We start from the raw sequence: 18,520 nt of genomic DNA on the forward strand, positions 1-18,520 counted from the left end.
CTGCGCGCCTCTCCCCCGGGATATTTGGACCCAGAAGAAGGGCTCAGGTGCCGCGGGGCTTGGCGCGCAGCGTGGGGTCGGCCTCGCGCGGGTCCTCCGGCCAGGGGTGGCGCGGGTATTGCGCCTTCATGTCCTTTCGCACGTCGGCGTAGGAGCCTTGCCAGAAGCCCGGCAGGTCCATGGTGGTCTGCACCGGGCGCCGGGCGGGCGAGAGCAGCGTCACCCGCAGCGGCAGCTTGCCGACCATCGGGTGCGTGCGCTGGCCGAACATCTCCTGGATGCGCAGGGTGATCTCGGGGTGCTCACCGGAGTAGTCGATGGGAATCTCGCGCCCGAGCGGCGTGGTGAACTTGCCCGGAACCTTGGCGTCGAGTGCCTGCATCTGGCCCCAGTCCAGCCGCGCGCGCAGCGCCGGAAGCAGGTCGAAGCGCTTCCAGTCCTCGGCACTCTTCACGCCGCCCAGGAAGGGCAGCAGCCAGTCCTCGATCCCGGCAACCAGCGCCTCGGACCCCATGTCCGGCAGGTCGAGGCCCGCGGCGCGGCCGATCTCCACCCGGGCGCAGAAGCGGCGGGCGGCGTCCGAGTGCGGAATCCCGAGGTCCCTCACGCCATCCAGCATTGCCAGCGCGACAGCCTCGGCCGGGGCGTCCTTCCATTGCCGGTCATCCAGTGCCAGCACGCCGAAGCGCTCCTGTCGCCGGGCGATCACCCGGCGGTCGCGCTTGGACCATTCGCAGACGTCGTGCCAGCCGATCTGCTCGGCGAAGAGCCCGCGCAGCTCCGACTCGGCGATGGGAATGGCCTGGCGGATGCGCGCCTCGCGCGGGTTGCCGTCGGTGTCGGTGACCACGATGAGCCGGGTCTGCGCCAGCGGGTCGGCCTCGTCCATCACCGCGCCCTTGCCGCCCGAGAGCTGGTAGCGCGGCGCATCGCCCTTGCGGCGCAGCCCGATGCGGTCGGGATAGGCAAGCGCCGCCTGCGCGGCGGGCGACAGCCGCTCGCCCTGCCCCTGTCCGGCGGCGCGCGACAGACGTTTCGCCTCCTGCTTGATGCGCTCGAGCGCGGCGCGGGTGACCTCATAGGGGCGGCTCTCGGTGAAGCGGCGCAGGTCGCGGATGGCTTCGAGGCGGTAGCTCAGGTCGGACGGCGCGCCGCGCAGCGGGTCGCGCTCGGCCAGCAGCGCGGCGAGCGGCGCGGCCTCGGGGCCGGCGAGGCTGAGCATATGCGCCAGGCGCGGGTGCAGCGGCAGCCGGGCGAGCTGCCTGCCATGGGCGGTGATGCGCCCCTCGCCATCGAGCGCGCCGAGCATCTGCAGCAGGGCCTGCGCCTCGGCAAAGGCGCCCGGATGCGGCGCGGTGAGGAAGGGCAGGTCTTCGGGCGTGGCGCCCCAGAGCGCCAGTTCCAGCGCGAGGCCGGCAAGGTCGGCCGTCTCGATCTCGGCCGGCGGAAAGGCCTGAAGCGCGCCCTCCTCGCCCCTCGTCCAGAGCTTGTAGGCAATGCCCTCGGCGACGCGACCGCCGCGGCCGGCGCGCTGCGTGGCCTCGGCGCGGGTGACCTTTTCCGTCACCAGCCGCGACATGCCCGATCCGGGATCGAAGCGCGCGCGCCGGGCGCGGCCGCCGTCGATCACCACGCGGATGTCCTCGATGGTCAGCGAGGTCTCGGCGATGGAGGTGGCCAGCACCAGCTTGCGGCCCTGCGTTTCGGGGCGGATCGCGGCGCGCTGCGCGCCGAACTCCATGGCGCCGAAGAGCGGGCGAATGGTGATGTGTTTCGGCAGGCGTCCTTTCAGCAGCCCCTCGGTGCGGCGAATCTCGCCCTCGCCCGGCAGGAAGGCCAGCAGCCCCCCCTCGGTCTCGGAGACGGCCTGCACGATGAGATCGGCCATCGCCTGCTCGAAGCGTTGGGTCTTGGGCACCGAGCAGTCGAGCCAGCGCGACTCCACCGGGAAGCTGCGCCCCTCGGAGGTGACGACCGGCGCCTGCATCAGCTCGCCCACCGGCCCGGCGTCGAGCGTGGCGGACATGGCGAGCAGGAGCAGGTCGTCGCGCAGGGCCCCGGCGATCTCGAGGCAGAGCGCGAGACCGAGGTCGGCATTGAGCGAGCGCTCGTGGAATTCGTCGAAGATCACCGCGCCCACGTCCGACAGCTCGGGATCGGACTGGATCATGCGCGTGAGAATGCCCTCGGTCACCACCTCGATGCGGGTCGCCTTGGAGGTCTTGCTCTCGCCGCGAATGCGGTAGCCGATGGTCTCGCCCGGCGCCTCGCCCAGCGTCTCGGCCATGCGCGTGGCGGCGGCGCGGGCGGCGAGCCGGCGCGGCTCGAGCATGACGATGCGGCCCGGCGTCAGCCCCGCCTCGAGCATGGCGAGCGGCACGCGGGTGGTCTTGCCCGCGCCCGGCGGCGCCTGCAGCACGGCGCGGCCCCGCGTGCGCAGGGCAGAAATGAGCTCGGGAAGGGCGGCGTCGATGGGCAGTTTCATGCGCGAGGTTATGCGGGATCGCGGGCGTGGCGTCGAGGGGCGGGACTTGGGGGCTCGGCCCTCGCCGGGGTTCGTCTGCCTAGAAGAAAGCGCCGGCCTTCAGTTGGAGGCGACGCGGAAGACGCAGCCGTCGGAGATGAGCTGCGGCGGGGTCAGGCACAGGCCCTTGGCGACGGTGAAGGCGGCGAGCACCTTGGGCACGTAGTCGCGGGTCTCGGCAAAGGGCGGCACGCCCTGATATTTCGGGATCGAGTTTTCGCCGGCATTGTAGCCCGCGAGCACGAGGATCGGGTCGCCGTCGAAACGCTCCATGAGAAAGTCGAGGAAGGCCACGCCGCCGCGGATGTTCTGCACCGGATCGAGCGCATTGGCGACTCCGAAGCGGGCCGCGGTCGCGGGCATCAGTTGCATGAGGCCCTGCGCCCCTGCCCGGCTGACCGCATCGCTGCGCCCGCCGGATTCCACCGCCATCACGGCCAGCGCCAGCGCCGGCGAGACGCGGGTGCCCACCGTCGCCTTGAGCAGTTCGATACCGTAGCCAGACGCGATGTCCTGCAGGTGCTGCAGCCGCGGCGCCCCCACCCCGGTGCCGACCGGGGGCTTGCCGAGGCTGAGCAGCGCAGGCTCGAGCCGCCCCGGCCCGGAGGCCGAAAGTTCCGGCGAGACCGCCTGCCAGAACCAGTCGTAGCTGCCTGTCCCCTCGGCGCGCCCGGGCGTCCCCGAAGATCCGGGCGTGTCTGCGGCACCGGCCTGCGGCAGCGGCAGCGGTTTCGGCGGCGGGGCGACGATCTGTACCGTGATGCGCTTCTTCGTCCCCGGTTTCGGAGGGGTCACACGCTTGGGCTCGAACTCGGGAAAGGGCGGCGGGCTCTGCGCCGGCAGCGGGCTCGCCAAGAGCACCATTCCCGCGACAAGCGCGGAGGCCCGAAGAAGGGGATGTCGGAGCGCACCTGTGGTCACTGCTGCCTCGCTTGCCTCGCCGGACCCTTGGCCGGCACCTGGCCCGGCATTTGGTCTGGCTTCTGATCTGCCTCTTCCCGGGCCCGCCTGCTGGCAGGGGACCGGATGCTGCCATCGCCCGGATCTCCGCCCGGGTCGCAGCGACCTAATGTCCGCGCGAAACGCCGCCCGGGCACCTCGCAGTGGATTGGAAACGAGTCTCGCACAGATTGAACAGACAACCAAGATTCTCCGCGAAACGCGCAAAAAATGCTGCCCGAACAGCGACTTCCGGCGTGGTTTTGCCAGATTGCGCCCGCCGAATGAAGACTTTTCAATAATAATCAACTACTTAATGGAATGTCCCAAAAAACTTTACGGACTGCAAAAACAATCCGATTCCGCCAAAGTCCCGCCTCATTCCGACGGCTTATTGAGGTCAGGCCGCGAGGGACAGGGTTGTGAGAGAGCCCGACAGATCACCCCGAAACGGTTGATGAGAGAGATCAAACTGGATTTACGGAGAGACACAATGCTGAAATTCATCAAAACCTTCCGCAACGACGAAGATGGCGCAGTCACCGTGGACTGGGTCGTGCTGACCGCCGCCGTGGTCGCCATGGCAGCCGGCGCCTACTCGCTGATCAGCAGCAACATGACCACCGCGCTCGAGAACGTCGGCACCAGCCTGTCCTCTGCCGCCAGCGGCACGTTCCCCACCGAAGAGTAATAGCCGGACGCCCGACAACGAACGGGTCTCCACGGCCAGCGATGCCGCCGCCGGACCAAGGTCCAGCGGCGGCATTTTCCTTGGCGGATGGTATCACGGCAGCGTGCACGCTAGGCCTCCTGCCTGGCGCAATTACGTCACTCACGAGACCTCAATCCGCCGCCATGAAGGCCCAGAACCGGCCATCTTTCACCACAATCCGGGCGTAGCATCGTCATTGGACGCGCGAGGGAAACCGGCGCACGGGAAATGCGACGGGCCGGCCCGGCCCCCATTCGAGAGGGACAGACATGCGACTGGTATTCGGACTGGTTCTGATCGCGGGGCTCGGCCTGGCCGGCTTCGCCGTCTACTTGGCCCAGAACTACATCGGCGCCTATCAGACGGCGCTGCAGGAAGAGCGCAAGAAAACCGTGGACGCCGTGCCCACGAAGCAGATCTACGTCACCACCCGCGCCATCGCGCACGGCCAGATCATCACCCCCGAGGACGTCCGGCTCGCGCCCTGGCCGGTGGAAATCCTGCCGCAGGACGCCTTTGCCGCCGATGCCGACCTCTTCAAGGAGGGTGACCTGCCCCGCGTCGCGATGCGCCCGCTCGAGAAGTTCGAAGCCGTGGTGCCGACCAAGGTCAGCGAGCCCGGCGGCGATGCCGGGCTGACCTCGCGACTCGAGAAGGGTCAGCGCGCCTTTGCCATCAAGGTCGACGTGCACACCGGCGTGTCCGGCTTCCTGCGCCCCGGCGACCGGGTCGATGTCTACTGGACCGGGCGCATGCCGACCGAGGATGGCTCCCGCGCCCGTGGCGAGTTCACCAAGCTGATCCAGGCCGGCGTCCGGCTGATCGCCATCGACCAGACCTCCGACATGGAAGATTCCGACGTGAACATCGCCCGCTCGGTCACCGTGGCCGCCAGCCCGCAGGAGATCGCCTCGCTGGCGCAGGCGCAGAGTACCGGCCGACTGTCGCTGTCGCTGATGAACGCCAACGACCAGACCGTCGCCGATGTCATCGAGGTCGACCAGCGCGTGATGCTCGGGCTCGAGCTTCCCGAGGAGCAGAAGAAAACCGCGATCGCCCAGACCTGCACCACCCGCGTGCGGCGCGGCGGCGAAGTGGCCGAGATTCCGATCCCCTGCACGAACTGACCCGGAATCAACAGCTTGCACAGACGACAGGAAACGGGGCGCCAGCTTGGCGCCCCGTTTCCTGTTGCATCATCCTGCAGCGTTGTTGCGCTGGATCCACAACAGGCGACACCGCGAAGTCATTGATTCTTGCATGGAAACAGGTTTCCGCGCAGACTGCTCGCAAAGGCGGGCGCCACGACCCGCTCCCGAGGCGTGATCGAAAGGCAGGTCACATGAAAGCTGACAATTTCCTCAAGGCGGCCCTTCTGGGGCTGGCGCTGAGCGTGACTGCCCTCCCCCCGAGCGCGCAGGCCGACAATCTGCGGGTCGTGCGGACCGGCACGGAAAGCACGCTGAACGTGCCGATGAACCGCGCCGTGGTGGTCGAAAGCGACTCGCCCTTCGCGGAGCTCTCCATCGCCAACCCCGCGATCGCCGACATCTCGTCGCTGTCGGACCGGACCATCTACGTCCTCGGCAAGACGCCCGGCACGACGACGCTGACAATTCTCGACGAGAACGGCCGGCTGATCACCAATGTCGACGTGCGCGTCGCGGCGGATGTCACCGAGTTCAAGGAACGCCTGCGGCAGATCCTTCCGGGCGAGAACATCGAGGTGCGCACCGCCAATGACGGCATCGTGCTGTCCGGCACCGTCTCCAGCACCCAGAAGCTCGACCGTGCGCTGGACCTTGCACAGCGCTATGCACCCGAGCGGGTGTCGAACCTGATGTCGGTCGCCGGCGTGCAGCAGGTCATGCTCAAGGTGCGCTTTGCCGAGATGCAGCGCTCGGTCGCCAAGACCCTGCGCAGCTCGCTGTCGCTCAGCGGCGACCTGCTTGGCGGCGACCTGGGGCTGAGCTCCGAAACCGGCACCTGGATCGACGGCGACAACGCCCTCGGCTCGGCGGTGGACGTCGCCGATGGCACCGAGGGTGCCGCGGTCTTCGGCTTCAACGCCGGCGGGCTCGAGGTGGGCATCCTGCTCGAGGCGCTCGAATCCAAGGGCGTGGTCCGCACGCTGGCCGAACCCAACCTGACCGCCCTTTCCGGGCAGGAGGCGAAGTTCCTCGCGGGCGGCGAATACCCCGTCCCTGTCGCGCAGGACGAAGGCACGATCTCAGTCGACTTCAAACCGTTCGGCGTCGAGCTGAACTTCATCCCGCGGGTTGTCGACGGCGACCTGATCAACCTCGAGCTGCAGGCCGCGGTCTCCTCGATCGACACCACCAACGGTGTCGACACCGACCAGATCCGCGTCGATGCCTTCCGCCGCCGCGAAACCTCGACCACCGTCGAAATGCGCGACGGCGAGAGCTTTGCCATCGCCGGCCTGCTGCAGGACGATTTCACCGACCTGAACGGTCAGGTGCCCTGGCTGGGCGACGTGCCGGTACTCGGCGCGCTGTTCCGCAGCGCCGAGTACAGCCGCCAGCAATCCGAACTGGTGATCATCGTGACACCGCACCTGGTGACCCCGACCCGCGGCCAGGCGCTTGCCCTGCCGACCGACCGGGTGAAGCCGCCCTCCGAGCGCGACCTGTTCCTCTATGGCCGCACCGCCGCCGAGGGCAGCCGCCCGGTGAAGGGCGCGGCCGGCGAGGTCGCCAAGCAGGATTTCAACGGCTCCTACGGCTATGTGATGGATTGACCCGATGCAGGCACGCAAGCAAAACACCGGCCTTTCCATGATCCGCGCCACGGGCGCAGCCGCGGGCCTTGCCCTGCTCGCCGCCTGCTCGGCGCAGGAAAGCGGTTCGGGCGTGGATGACGGCGCCTTCGGCAACGCCACGATGACCAACACGCTGGTGATGACCGGTCAGCAAGGCTACGTGCACGACCTCTCGGCCCGCTTTGCGGCGGAAGTGCCCAGCATGGTCAACTTCGCCTTCAACAGCAGCCTGCTCGACGCTTCGGCGCAGGCTGTGCTGCGCCGCCAGGCCGACTGGATCCGCCAGTTTCCGGAAGTGCGCTTCCGCGTCTACGGCCATACCGACCTCGTGGGCAGCAGCAGCTACAACAAGGCGCTCGGCCTGCGCCGCGCCCAGGCCGTGGTCGGCTACCTATCGACGCTCGGGATTTCCCGCAGCCGCCTCGAGGCGGTGGTATCCTTCGGCGAGACCCAGCCGCTCGTCGTCACCGAGGGCCGCGAACGCCGCAACCGGCGCACGGTGACCGAGGTTTCGGGATTCGTCGCGAACCACCCGTCGCTGCTTGATGGAAAGTATGCCGAGGTGATCTATCGCGAGTATGTGCGCAGCGCTCAACCCGCGACTGTGCTCAGCGGAACATCACTCTCGCAAGACGGCGGCGGCTCCTAACAGCCGCCCCGTCATCGTCCGACAATACCGTACAATTACGATTTTTCGGACAAAATGTTGCCCCACTTGACCGACATTTTCTGCTTCAGCGGGTCGCTCCCGGCACGACCTTCGAGTCGGGGGGACGAGCGGCGGACGTGGTGTGTGTTGTCGTGATGCGCGTCCCTGCCACCGCCCCCGCGAGAGGCAAAGGACAAGAACAATGACCACCATTCCCGAGCAGCAGCCCGCCCCTGCCCCGATCCTGGCCTGCACCGTCAGCCGCGACGTGCAGACCTTCGACCTGCTCATCGAGGACATGGAAGAGCTGCTCGGCGAGGCCTGGGGGGACCTCGGCTTCGAGGATGCGGTGACCTTCCTCGGTCAGCCCGACGCGGCCTCGCTGGAATTCATCGCCCTCGCCATCGACAGCGAAGACGAGGATAACCTTCCGCTGCTCGGCCAGGTCATCGCCGCCGCCACCGCACGCGACATCAAGGTGGTGCTGATCGCCGAGGACGTGACCCCGGCCTCGCTCCACAAGCTGCTGCGCGGCGGCGCCGACGAGTTCGCCCCCTACCCGCTGCCCGAGGGCGAGCTGGAATCGGCGGTGACGCGGCTGCGCGCCCGCGCCGAGGCCGCGCGCCTCGCGGCCATCCCCGCAGAGCCGGAGGCGCCGGTGAAGCTCAAGGGCGGCGGCGACGGCGTCCTGATCGCCGCCCAGGGCCTCTGCGGCGGCTGCGGTGCCACGACCTTCGCGATGAATCTCGCCTGGGAACTGGCGACGGTGCGCAAGGACAGCGCCCCGCGGGTCTGCCTGATCGACCTCGGCCTGCAGTTCGGCACCATCGCCACTTACCTCGACCTGCCGCGACGCGACGCGGTCTTCGAGCTGCTGAGCGATATCCCCAACATGGACGGCGACAGCTTCGGCCAGGCCCTGCAGCGCTACGACGACACGCTCAGCGTGCTCACCGCCCCGCCGGACCTGCTGCCGCTCGACATGCTCTCGGCCGAAGAGGTGAAGACGCTGCTCGACACCGCGCGCGAGCATTTTGACTTCGTCGTGGTCGACATGCCCACGACGATCACCCATTGGACCGAGACGGTGCTGTCCGACGCGCAGGTCTACTTCGCGCTGATCGAGCTCGACATGCGCTCTGCGCAGAATGCCCTGCGCCTGAAGCGCGCGCTGCAATCCGAGGACCTGCCCTTCGAAAAGCTGCGCTTCGCGCTGAACCGCGCGCCGAAGTTCACCGATCTGCAGGGCAAGACCCGCGCCAAGCGCATGGCCGAGGGTCTCGGCATCGAGATCGGCCTGCACCTGCCCGACGGCGGACGGCAGGTTCAGATGGGCGGCGACAATGGCCTGCCGCTGGCCAAGCAGGCGGGCAAGAACCCGCTGCGCAAGGAAATCGCCAAGCTGGCCGGCGAGCTTTACGCCATCGGCCAGTCGGATGCGGAAGCCGCGTGATAGGAGCCCGCAATGTTCTCGCGTTACAAGAAACCCTCCGCCAAGCCGGACACCCCTGCCCCGGTCGAGACCCCGAAGCCGCAGATGGTGCCGGTCGACACCGTGTCGCGCCCGCAGGCAACGCGGAAACCCACGCCCAAGCGCGCCGCCGAGGCCGCGCCGCAGGATCGTGAGAAGAAGCGCAAGGAGCGCATGGGCGAGCTGAAGCTCGAACTGCACCGCGCCCTGCTCGACAACCTCAACCTTGCCGCCATCGACCAGGCCAGCGAGGCGGAGCTGCGCGATGAAATCGCCGCGATCGCCACCGAGACGCTGCAGGACAAGGGCATCGTGCTGAACCGCGACGAGCGCAGCACGCTGAACCAGGAACTCTACGACGAGGTCAAAGGGCTCGGCCCGCTCGAGGCGCTGCTCAAGGATGACACCGTCTCGGACATCCTGGTCAACGGCCCGCACCAGATCTTCGTCGAACGCAGCGGCAAGCTGCAGCTCTCCGACGTGACCTTCAAGGACGAGCGCCACCTGATGCGGATCATCGACAAGATCGTGTCGGCCGTGGGCCGCCGCGTCGATGAATCCAATCCCTATGTCGACGCCCGTCTCGCCGACGGTTCGCGCTTCAACGCCATGGTGCCGCCGATCGCCGTCGACGGCTCGCTGGTGTCGATCCGGAAATTCAAGAAGGACAAGCTGGGCATCGACGACCTGGTGCAGTTCGGCGCCTTCACCGAGGAGATGGCCGTCTACCTTCAGGCCGCCGTCGCCACCCGCCTCAACATCATCGTCTCCGGCGGCACCGGCTCGGGCAAGACCACCACGCTCAACGCCCTGTCGTCCTTCATCGACGATGCCGAGCGCATCCTGACCATCGAGGACACCGCGGAACTGCAGCTGCAGCAGACCCACGTGGGTCGCATGGAAAGCCGCCCGCCGAACGTCGAGGGCAAGGGCGCTGTCACCCCGCGCGACTGTCTGAAGAACGCGCTGCGGATGCGCCCCGACCGCATCATCGTCGGCGAGACCCGCGGCGAGGAGGTCATCGATATGCTGCAGGCGATGAACACCGGCCACGACGGCTCGATGACCACGATCCACGCCAACAACCCGCGCGACGGCATCTCCCGTCTCGAGAACATGATCGCCATGGCCGGTGTCGAGATGCCGCTGAAAGCGATGCGCAGCCAGATTTCCTCGGCCGTGAACGTGCTCGTGCAGGCCAGCCGCCTGCAGGACGGCTCGCGCCGAATGACCTCGATCACCGAGATCACCGGCATGGAAGGCGACGTGATCTCGATGCAGGAGGTCTTCCGCTATCAGCGCGTCGGCCTCACCCCCGACAACAAGATCATCGGCCATTTCACCGCCACCGGCGTGCGCAGCCACTACTCCGAGCGCTTCCGCATGTGGGGCTACGATGTGCCGCCCTCGATCTACGAACCCTTCCGGCCGGAGTAAGCCATGCTCACCGCAGAACCGATCATCTACGGGCTGATCTTCATCGGCGTGCTGGTGCTGGTCGAGGGCGTCTACCTCGTCGCCTTCGGCAAATCGATCCGGCTCAACAACAAGGTCAACCGCCGGCTGGACATGCTGAGCAAGAACACCTCCCGCGAGGATGTTCTGGCGACGCTCCGCAAGGAGATGGACCAGCATACCAACAACCGCGGCATCCCGCTCTACTCGCTGCTGGCCGACCGGGCGCAGAAGGCGGCGCTCGCCTTCACGCCGCAGCAGCTGATCCTCATCATGATCGGCGTCAGCGTCTTTGCCTTCTTCGCGCTGACCGTCGGGACCGAGACCTCGCTGCCGGTGCGGCTGGTGATGGGCATCCTGATCGGCGTCGGCGGCGTCTACATGTGGGTCAACGGCAAGGCCAAGAAGCGTCTCGCCCTGATCGAGGAGCAACTGCCCGACGCGGTCGAACTGATGGTGCGCAGCCTGCGCGTCGGCTACCCGTTCAGCTCGGCGATCAGCATCGTCTCCAAGGAGATCAAGGATCCGCTGGCCACCGAGTTCGGGGTGATCTCGGACGAGGCGACCTATGGCCGCGACATCGGCGAGGCGCTCAAGCACATGGCGGAACGGCTCGACATGCAGGATCTGCGCTTCCTTGCGGTGGCGGTCAGCATCCAGCAGCAGTCGGGCGGCAACCTCGCCGAGATTCTCGAGGGCCTGGCCAAGGTGATCCGCGCCCGCTTCCGGCTGTTCCGCCGGGTGAAGGCGATCACCGCCGAGGCGCAATGGTCCGGCAAGTTCCTCTCGGGTTTCCCCGTCTTCGTGCTGCTCGCGATCCAGGTGCTGGACCCGCACTACTACGACGAGGTGCTCGACCACCCGTTCTTCATCCCCGCCTGTTTCGCCGTGGCCGTCTTCCTGGTTCTGAACCTGATCGTCATGCGCATCCTGGTGAACATCAAAGTCTGAGGAGCATGCCATGCTCGATACCCTCAACGCCCTGATCACCGCAAAGCTCGGCCCCGCCGGCCCGCTGCTGGTGGTTGCCGGCCTCGCCTTCCTGCTGATCCTCGCAAGCATCCCGCTTATGCTGCGTTCGCGTCCCGATCCCATGGACAAGCTGCGCGAGACCGCGCGGCAGAAGATGGAGAAGGACACCCGCGCCGTGCTGCGCGACACCAAGCGCAACGAGAAGCTGAACCGCTACGCGCAGTATCTTGAGCCGACCACCGAAGAGGAACTCGGCGCGGTCCGCAAGAAGCTGATGCAGGCCGGCTATCGCAGCCGCGACTCAGTGCGGCTCTACTATCTCGCGCAGATGTTGCTCGGCCTCGGCCTGCTCGCCGTGGGCTCGCTTTACTACCTGCTGGTGCTCGACACGCCCGAGACGCCGCTTACGACCAAGCTGATGTGGATGCTCGGGCCCGGCGCCGCCGGCTACCTCGCACCCAAGTACTGGATCACGCGCCGCGTCGAGGAGCGCCGCCAGCAGATCGAGGAAGGCTTCCCCGACGCGCTCGACATGATGCTCGTCTGTGTCGAGGCGGGCCAGTCGCTGGACCAGTCGATCAACCGCGTCGCCAAAGAGCTGCACGCCTCCTATCCCGCGCTGGCCGATGAGTTCGAAATCGTCTGCCACGAGCTGAAGGCGGGCAAGGACAAGGCCAGCGTGCTTGCCGACATGGGCGACCGCTGCGGGGTGAACGATGTGTCGTCCTTCGTGATCGTGCTCAACCAGGCGGCAAGCTTCGGCACCTCGATCGCCGACGCCCTGCGAGTCTACGCCGGCGAGATGCGTGACAAAAGGGTCATGCGCGCCGAGGAAAAGGCAAACAAGCTGCCGACAAAGATGACGCTCACCACTATGATGCTGACGGTGCCCCCGTTGATGATCATCCTCGTCGGACCGTCGATCGTGGGCCTCGGCCAGTTCAGCGCCAACTTCTAGACCCGGCAGAATGAATCCACGTCCAGTTTGTGCCACCGTCGCCCTGCTCTGCCTGGCCGCCTGTTCCACGGGCGGCCTTGGTGGTTTCGGCGCGCCCGAGACGCTGGAGCAACAGGACGGCACGCCCTTCGCACCGACGCTCGATCCGAGCGGTCAGGAGGTGGACCAACTGCTCGTCGGGCACCGGCTGATGCAGGCGGGCGAGTCGGAGCTTGCGCTCGAGGCCTATACCCGCGCCGCGGGCACCCACGGGCTCACCGCAGAGGTGCTCAGCTCGCTCGGCTCCGCCAACCTCGCCCTCGGAAGGCTCGGGCAGGCCGAGACGTTGCTTCGCCGCGCCGTGGAGGTCGAGCCGACCTGGCCCGAGGCGTGGAACAATCTCGGCGTGGCGCTGATGAACAGTGGCCAGACATCGGAGGCCGCCGAGATTTTCCGTCGCGCCTATGCCCTCGACAACGGAGAAAGTGACGCAATTCGCGACAATCTGCGCTTGGCGCTCGCAAAGCGCGACGATACCGGTTATGATCCGGCGCAAAATCAAGACTATAGGCTGGTCCGCCGGGGCAGCGGAAGTTTCCTTATCCGGCGCAACGACTGAGACCGCAAAAGCGGCGCAGACAGGCCAGCGCAAGAGGTAAGAGCAGCAAGAGGACGCAGGAAATGCGCCACCCGAATGTTTTGATCGCCCTCGCGGCGGGTATTCTGGCCCTGTCCGCCTGTGGCAAGGATATCGACAAGGACGCGGTGGATCGCGAATTTTCCGGCGTCAACGCCATCGACGGTGCCGGGCTGACCGAGGTCATGCTTTCCGCGGGCGATCCCGACGAGGCCGTGGCCTATTTCTCGCGCAGCGCCGAACAGGATCCCTCCCGCATCGACTTCCAGCGCGGGCTGGCCAAATCTCTGGTGCGCGCCAAGCGTTACCCCGAGGCCACCAGCGCCTGGACCCAGGTCATCGCCCACGAGGGCTCGACCAGCGACGACCAGGTCTCGCTCGCGGACGCGCTGATCCGCAACAACAACTGGGACCGCGCCGAGCAGGTGCTCGACGGCATCCCCCCCACCCACGAGACCTTCCAGCGCTACCGGCTCGAAGCGATGATCGCCGACAGCCACCAGGAGTGGAAGAAGGCGGACAGCTTCTACGAGGTCGCCTCCGGGCTGACCACCAAGCCGGCCTCGGTGCTGAACAACTGGGGCTACTCCAAGCTTTCGCGCGGCGATTATGCCGATGCGGAACGGCTGTTTTCAGATGCCATCCGCCACGATCCCAAGCTCTTCACCGCCAAGAACAATCTGGTTCTGGCACGCGGCGCGCAGGGCAACTATACGCTGCCGGTGGTGCAGATGACGCAGGTCGAGCGGGCCGAGCTGCTGCAGACGCTGGGCCTTGCCGCGGTCAAGCGCGGCGACGTCGAGATCGGCAAGGGGCTGTTGCGCGACGCGCTGGAGACCCACCCGCAGCACTTCGAAGCCGCCGCCCGCGCCCTCGACGCGCTGGAAGGCCCGGTCACGAACTGAGGCGTCAGACATGTTGGTGATCTCCGCAACCGCCGCGATCTGGTTCCTGCCCCCGGTCCTGGCGGTCTGCCTCTGGGTCTGCTTCACCGACATGAAATACATGCGGATACTCAACAAGGCGGTGATCTGCCTCTTCGCGATCTTCGTGGTCGTCGGGCCCATCGTGCTGCCGCTGGACATCTACGCCTGGCGTTATCTTCAGATGCTCGCGGTGCTGGTTGCCGGGATCGCGCTCAACGCCGGCGGCGCCGTCGGCGCGGGGGATGCCAAGTTCGCCGCCGCCGCCGCGCCCTTCATCCACCTCGGGGATCTGCGTTTCGTCATGGCGCTCTTTGCCGCGACACTGCTCGCGGCCTTCACCAGCCACAGGCTGATACGCGCCACACCGCTGCGCCGGCTCGCCCCCGACTGGAAGAGCTGGGAGAGCGGAAGCCGCTTTCCCATGGGGCTGGCGCTGGCCGGCACCCTGGCGCTCTACCTGGTGCTCGGCGCGCTCTACGGCGCGGCGCCGACGCCCTAGCCCGCGATCTCGCGCGTGCGGGCGACCGCGGCGTCGAGCCCCCTGTCCACCACGCCCTGCAACCCGGCGTCCTGCAGTGCCAGCAGCCCCGCCGCGGTGGTCCCCGCGTAGTCGACCATCTCCTGCACGTGCTGCTGCGGTGTCGGCGCCTCCTGCGCCAGCATCTCGCCCGAGGCCAGGAACAGCTGCCGCACCGCCATGTCCGCGACCTCGGGGGCAACGCCCCGCCGCGCCGCATAGTCCGCCATCGCCGCCGCAAATTGCGCGACGAAGCCTGGCACCGGGCCGGTCATCGCGGTGAAGATCTCGATCTGCGACTCGTCCGCGACCTCCGCCGCCTTGCCGCAGGCGCCCAGGAGTTCGGTCACCCGCGTGCCATCGTCGGTCGAGACCTCGCCGCACCAGGGCGAGAAGGCCAGCCGCCGCGCCGCCGCCGGACTCGACATCGCCCGCACCACGCGCGTGGCGCCCGTGTGTTCGGCGATCCGCGCCCGCGACACCCCCGCCATCACCGAGATCACCAGCGCGCCCGAGGCATCGATCCGCAGCGCCTCGAACAGCGCCGGCGGCACCGACAGAATCACCACTTCGCAGGCCGCGGCCAGCGCCTGCGCGTCGGCGGTCACCTGCACCGCCTCGGGCAGATCGCCCCGCGCGCCCGAGCGGTTGGCGACCCACAGCGCCCCGGGAGGCACCACGCCGCTGTCCAGAAAGGCGGTCACCATACTCCGCCCCAGCATGCCCGTCCCGCCGATCACCCCGACCGTCATTCCATCCGTCATCGCGCTCTCCTGTTCGTTCCCGGCAGCCTCCCCCACCCACCGCTTTCGCGCAAGCCGCCCCGGCAATTCCCGCGCCGAGACAAGCTCTTGCCACAATGCTGGAGTTTCCTGAGCCGCAACAACGCGGGCCATGGCGCCGGACTGGCTCCGGACCACGACACGCCCCTTGGCGCACCCGAGCAACACACCCGAGCAGGACAGAGACAGGGCAGAGCACCGATGAACATGCAGACCTCCGGCGTGATCGCGCCCCCGGCCCCGAAGCGCCTCGAAGACATGGTCCTGCCGCGCACCATGATGCGCGACATCGTCCTCAAGACGCTGTTCCGCAAGAACACCAACGTGGTCAGCGATCTCGCGCAGGCGATCTGCCTGCCGATCGTCATCACCCAGGAACTCGTCGACCTGGCCCGCGGCCAAGGGCTGATCGAGGCGATGGGCACCCGTGGCGACGCGGTCAGCAGCGAGATGCACTACCAGCTCACCGACAGCGGCAGGGCGCGCGCCCTCGACGCGCTGTCGCAGTCCGAATACTTCGGCCCGATGCCGGTGCCGCTCTCGGCCTACCGCGAACAGGTGCAGCGCCAGTCGATCCGCAATATCCAGGTCACCCGCGAGGCGCTGACCGGCGCCATGGGTCACCTCGTGCTGCCGCCCGACCTGCTCTCGCATCTGGGTCCGGCGGTGAGCGCGGGCCGCTCGATCCTGATGTACGGCCCGCCGGGCAACGGTAAGTCCTCGATCTCCAACGGCATCCGCGAAGCCCTGGGCGACCGCATCTACGTGCCGCGCGCCATCGAGTATTCCGGCCAGGTCATCACCGTCTACGATCCCATCGTGCACAATGCTGCCGAGACCGAGATCGAGGATCCGACCCGCCTGCGCCGTACCACGCGCTTCGACACCCGCTATGTGCTTTGCGACAGGCCCACGGTGATCACCGGCGGCGAGCTGTCGCTCGACATGCTCGATCTGGTCTACAACCCGACCGCGCGCACCTACCAGGCGCCGCTACAGCTCAAGTCCACCGGCGGCCTCTTCATCGTCGACGACCTTGGCCGCCAGGCCGAGCCGCCGCAGAAACTGGTCAACCGCTGGATCGTGCCGCTGGAGGAAAGCAAGGATATCCTTGCCCTGCAGTCGGGCGAGAAATTCGAGGTGCCCTTCGACACGCTGGTGATCTTCTCGACCAACTTCCACCCCAACGAGATCTTCGACAAGGCGGCGCTGCGCCGGATCTTCTTCAAGATCAAGATCGACGGGCCGAACCAGCAGGACTTCCTGAAGATCTTCGCCATGGTCGCGCGCAAGAAGCAGATGGGGCTCGACGAGGACTCGCTCGTCTACCTGCTGAAAAGCAAGTATCCGACCATCGACAACGTCTACGCCAACTACCAGCCGGTGTTTCTCATCGACCAGATGAAGGCCATCTGCGACTTCGAAGGCTGGCCGCACAAGATGACCCGCGAGCTGGTCGACCGGGCCTGGGCGAACCTCTTCGTGCGTGACGAAACCATCGTGAAATGAGGCCCCGGGAGGGGGTGCGAAATTTCCGCCACGGCAGGTGATTTTTCCGCTTGACCCTCCCGGCCCATAACCATATTCAGCGCTCACTTCTTGGCGGAGTAGCTCAGTTGGTTAGAGCAGCGGAATCATAATCCGCGTGTCGGGGGTTCAAGTCCCTCCTCCGCTACCAGAAGTCCCCCATCATCGACAAGACTACCCGATCTATAGGGGATAGCGCCTTTGGGCGTCCTTGAGTCGTTCCTGGGTCATGGCCACAGGAAAACGCGCGCCGAGGCGCGCGCCGGGTCTCGTCTGCAAGTCGGGCCAGGTCAGCCCGGCGGATGCAGCCCGAAGCTGCGCTCCAGCACCTCGCCTGCCTCGAGACACAAGTCCTCGCGCCAGGGCGGCGCGACCAGCTGCACGCCCGAGGGCACGCCCGCCTCCACCCCGGAACAGACCGACAGCGCCGGAAGGCCGAGCAGCGGGATCCCGATCTGCGGCACCTGGGCCTCCCACAGGCGCGCGATGGCCTCGGGGCCATTCAGGTCTTCATCCTGCGCGAAGGGCAGCGCGGCGGAGACCGGCATCAGCACGAGCGGGTAGTCAACGAGGAAGGCGCGCCACGCCCGGATCAGCCGCGCGCGGCGGCTGAACAGCTCGCTGAACTTCGCAAGGTCGATGCCCCGCGCCCGCTCCTCGTAGAAGGACAGCAGCGCGATGGCCCCCGGATCACCCTCGAGCCTTGCCGCCGCCAGCTTGTCGGAATGCGCGTCCGAGAGCCACAGGTCGATCTGCAGCTCCACCGCCTCGCGGATATCGGGCACCTGCGTCGGCTCCTCGACCTGCCATCCCGCCTTGCGCAGGACCTCGGCGGCGCGTTCGAGATCGGCGAGGATGCGCGGGTCGGTCGCGATGCCGCCGGGGCGCTTCATCAGCGCCACACGTGGCACCACGGCAGGACCGGTGAGCGGCACCGGCGCGCTCCAGGGATCGTCGGGCGCATAGCCCGCCATGCCCTCGAGTCCCAGCCGCAGATCATCGACGCGGCGAGCCAGCGGCCCCGCCACGGCCATGAGCTGCGGGCCGATGGCGCGGTCCGGTCCCGAGTGGTTGAAGGCCGGCACCCGCCCCGGCGTCGGCCGCAGCCCCTGCACGCCGCAGGCGTAGGCCGGATAGCGGATCGATCCGGCGATGTCGGTGCCATGGGCGATATGCCCCAGCCCCGCCGCCGTGGCCGCCCCGGCGCCGCCCGACGAGCCGCCGGGTGTCAGATCTGGGTTATGCGGGTTGCTGGTGGTGCCATGCAGCTTGTTGGAACTGAACCAGCGGTAGGAGAAGGCCGGGCAGTTGGTGCGCCCCACCACGATGGCCCCCTGCGCGCGCATATTGCGCAGGAAGGGGCTGTCCTCGGTGGCGATCAGGTCCTTGGCCAGCGTCGTGCCATTGGTGGTGGCATAGCCCTTCTGGTCGGCGATCACCTTGACCGTCACCGGCACGCCTGCCAGCGCGCCGCCCTCGTCGCCCGCGGCGATGCGGGCATCGAGCGCCTCGGCGTCGCGCATGGCCTCCTCTCCGGTGTCCTGCACGATGGCATTGATGCCGGGGTTCAGCCGCGCCACCCGGTCGAGCGTGGCGCGGGTCACCTCGGCCGCCTTCAGCGTGCCGGCGCGGACGCGGACGGCGAGCTCGCGGGCGGTGAGGTCGTTGGGGTCTGTCATCAGGCTGGGTC

The 18,520-nt window shown here is 67.6% G+C and carries 16 protein-coding genes and 1 tRNA gene; 13 read left to right on the forward strand and 4 right to left on the reverse strand.

Annotation, left to right across the window (positions count from 1 at the left end):
- Positions 1-43: 43 nt before the first annotated feature.
- The gene (hrpB, locus tag LC039_RS08070) at positions 44-2,485 is read right to left on the reverse strand and encodes an ATP-dependent helicase HrpB (RefSeq protein WP_226623048.1); all 2,442 of its coding nucleotides are present in this window, start codon (positions 2,483-2,485) and stop codon (positions 44-46) included.
- 99 nt (positions 2,486-2,584) lie between these two features.
- Positions 2,585-3,388, reverse strand: a complete 804-nt coding sequence (locus tag LC039_RS08075; protein ID WP_226623049.1) for a lytic transglycosylase domain-containing protein — start codon at positions 3,386-3,388, stop codon at positions 2,585-2,587.
- Between the two features lie 568 nt (positions 3,389-3,956).
- Between LC039_RS08075 and LC039_RS08080 the strand changes: the two genes are divergently transcribed.
- The 11 genes from LC039_RS08080 to LC039_RS08130 all read left to right on the forward strand — a co-directional run bounded on the left by LC039_RS08080 (position 3,957) and on the right by LC039_RS08130 (position 14,503).
- Complete coding sequence (locus LC039_RS08080; protein ID WP_226623051.1) at positions 3,957-4,154, forward strand: hypothetical protein; 198 nt, start codon at positions 3,957-3,959, stop codon at positions 4,152-4,154.
- 290 nt (positions 4,155-4,444) lie between these two features.
- A complete protein-coding gene (cpaB, locus tag LC039_RS08085; protein WP_226623052.1) occupies positions 4,445-5,302 on the forward strand; it encodes a Flp pilus assembly protein CpaB in 858 nt (285 codons plus the stop codon).
- Between the two features lie 215 nt (positions 5,303-5,517).
- Positions 5,518-6,936: a type II and III secretion system protein family protein gene (locus tag LC039_RS08090; RefSeq protein WP_226623054.1), complete on the forward strand. Its 1,419-nt coding sequence runs from the start codon at positions 5,518-5,520 to the stop codon at positions 6,934-6,936.
- 37 nt (positions 6,937-6,973) lie between these two features.
- On the forward strand, positions 6,974-7,606 hold the full coding sequence (locus tag LC039_RS08095) for an OmpA family protein (RefSeq protein ID WP_226623055.1): 633 nt from the start codon (positions 6,974-6,976) through the stop codon (positions 7,604-7,606).
- 202 nt (positions 7,607-7,808) lie between these two features.
- The gene (locus LC039_RS08100; protein ID WP_226623057.1) at positions 7,809-9,059 is read left to right on the forward strand and encodes an AAA family ATPase; all 1,251 of its coding nucleotides are present in this window, start codon (positions 7,809-7,811) and stop codon (positions 9,057-9,059) included.
- Between the two features lie 12 nt (positions 9,060-9,071).
- Positions 9,072-10,514: an ATPase, T2SS/T4P/T4SS family gene (locus tag LC039_RS08105; protein ID WP_226623062.1), complete on the forward strand. Its 1,443-nt coding sequence runs from the start codon at positions 9,072-9,074 to the stop codon at positions 10,512-10,514.
- 3 nt (positions 10,515-10,517) lie between these two features.
- Positions 10,518-11,483, forward strand: a complete 966-nt coding sequence (locus LC039_RS08110) for a type II secretion system F family protein (protein ID WP_226623077.1) — start codon at positions 10,518-10,520, stop codon at positions 11,481-11,483.
- A gap of 10 nt (positions 11,484-11,493) precedes the next feature.
- Positions 11,494-12,462 (forward strand): type II secretion system F family protein, encoded by a 969-nt coding sequence (locus tag LC039_RS08115; protein ID WP_226623082.1) that lies wholly within the window; start codon positions 11,494-11,496, stop codon positions 12,460-12,462.
- 10 nt (positions 12,463-12,472) lie between these two features.
- Positions 12,473-13,060, forward strand: coding sequence for a tetratricopeptide repeat protein (locus LC039_RS08120; protein ID WP_226623083.1), 588 nt, complete (start codon positions 12,473-12,475; stop codon positions 13,058-13,060).
- A gap of 62 nt (positions 13,061-13,122) precedes the next feature.
- Positions 13,123-13,983, forward strand: a complete 861-nt coding sequence (locus LC039_RS08125) for a tetratricopeptide repeat protein (RefSeq protein ID WP_226623085.1) — start codon at positions 13,123-13,125, stop codon at positions 13,981-13,983.
- Positions 13,984-13,993: 10 nt separating this feature from the next.
- Positions 13,994-14,503 (forward strand): prepilin peptidase, encoded by a 510-nt coding sequence (locus LC039_RS08130; RefSeq protein ID WP_226623087.1) that lies wholly within the window; start codon positions 13,994-13,996, stop codon positions 14,501-14,503.
- Here LC039_RS08130 and LC039_RS08135 read toward each other — a convergent pair.
- Complete coding sequence (locus LC039_RS08135) at positions 14,500-15,285, reverse strand: pyrroline-5-carboxylate reductase family protein (protein ID WP_226623096.1); 786 nt, start codon at positions 15,283-15,285, stop codon at positions 14,500-14,502. The genes LC039_RS08130 and LC039_RS08135 overlap by 4 nt on opposite strands.
- Positions 15,286-15,504: 219 nt before the next feature.
- Here LC039_RS08135 and LC039_RS08140 point away from each other — a divergent pair, with 219 nt between their 5' ends.
- Together LC039_RS08140 and LC039_RS08145 are read left to right on the forward strand one after the other, a co-directional pair.
- Positions 15,505-16,812, forward strand: coding sequence for an ATPase (locus LC039_RS08140; RefSeq protein WP_226623098.1), 1,308 nt, complete (start codon positions 15,505-15,507; stop codon positions 16,810-16,812).
- 92 nt (positions 16,813-16,904) lie between these two features.
- Positions 16,905-16,981 (forward strand) — tRNA-Met (locus LC039_RS08145).
- A 139-nt stretch (positions 16,982-17,120) separates the two neighbouring features.
- Here LC039_RS08145 and LC039_RS08150 read toward each other — a convergent pair.
- Positions 17,121-18,509 carry an amidase family protein gene (locus LC039_RS08150; protein WP_226623100.1) on the reverse strand — a complete coding sequence of 463 codons (1,389 nt, stop codon included), beginning with the start codon at positions 18,507-18,509 and terminating at the stop codon, positions 17,121-17,123.
- Positions 18,510-18,520 lie beyond the last annotated feature (11 nt).

It is taken from the genome of Alloyangia pacifica (assembly GCF_020524285.1).
In the GTDB taxonomy this organism is placed as follows: Bacteria; Pseudomonadota; Alphaproteobacteria; order Rhodobacterales; family Rhodobacteraceae; genus Salipiger; species Salipiger pacificus_B.

Coding starts and splice junctions, on each gene's coding strand:
- hrpB (WP_226623048.1), bottom strand. CDS start 2,485: ATGAAACTGCCCATCGACGCCGCCCTTCCCGAGCTCATTTCTGCCCTG.
- LC039_RS08075 (WP_226623049.1), bottom strand. CDS start 3,388: ATGGTGCTCTTGGCGAGCCCGCTGCCGGCGCAGAGCCCGCCGCCCTTT.
- LC039_RS08080 (WP_226623051.1), top strand. CDS start 3,957: ATGCTGAAATTCATCAAAACCTTCCGCAACGACGAAGATGGCGCAGTC.
- cpaB (WP_226623052.1), top strand. CDS start 4,445: ATGCGACTGGTATTCGGACTGGTTCTGATCGCGGGGCTCGGCCTGGCC.
- LC039_RS08090 (WP_226623054.1), top strand. CDS start 5,518: ATGAAAGCTGACAATTTCCTCAAGGCGGCCCTTCTGGGGCTGGCGCTG.
- LC039_RS08095 (WP_226623055.1), top strand. CDS start 6,974: ATGATCCGCGCCACGGGCGCAGCCGCGGGCCTTGCCCTGCTCGCCGCC.
- LC039_RS08100 (WP_226623057.1), top strand. CDS start 7,809: ATGACCACCATTCCCGAGCAGCAGCCCGCCCCTGCCCCGATCCTGGCC.
- LC039_RS08105 (WP_226623062.1), top strand. CDS start 9,072: ATGTTCTCGCGTTACAAGAAACCCTCCGCCAAGCCGGACACCCCTGCC.
- LC039_RS08110 (WP_226623077.1), top strand. CDS start 10,518: ATGCTCACCGCAGAACCGATCATCTACGGGCTGATCTTCATCGGCGTG.
- LC039_RS08115 (WP_226623082.1), top strand. CDS start 11,494: ATGCTCGATACCCTCAACGCCCTGATCACCGCAAAGCTCGGCCCCGCC.
- LC039_RS08120 (WP_226623083.1), top strand. CDS start 12,473: ATGAATCCACGTCCAGTTTGTGCCACCGTCGCCCTGCTCTGCCTGGCC.
- LC039_RS08125 (WP_226623085.1), top strand. CDS start 13,123: ATGCGCCACCCGAATGTTTTGATCGCCCTCGCGGCGGGTATTCTGGCC.
- LC039_RS08130 (WP_226623087.1), top strand. CDS start 13,994: ATGTTGGTGATCTCCGCAACCGCCGCGATCTGGTTCCTGCCCCCGGTC.
- LC039_RS08135 (WP_226623096.1), bottom strand. CDS start 15,285: ATGACGGATGGAATGACGGTCGGGGTGATCGGCGGGACGGGCATGCTG.
- LC039_RS08140 (WP_226623098.1), top strand. CDS start 15,505: ATGAACATGCAGACCTCCGGCGTGATCGCGCCCCCGGCCCCGAAGCGC.
- LC039_RS08150 (WP_226623100.1), bottom strand. CDS start 18,509: ATGACAGACCCCAACGACCTCACCGCCCGCGAGCTCGCCGTCCGCGTC.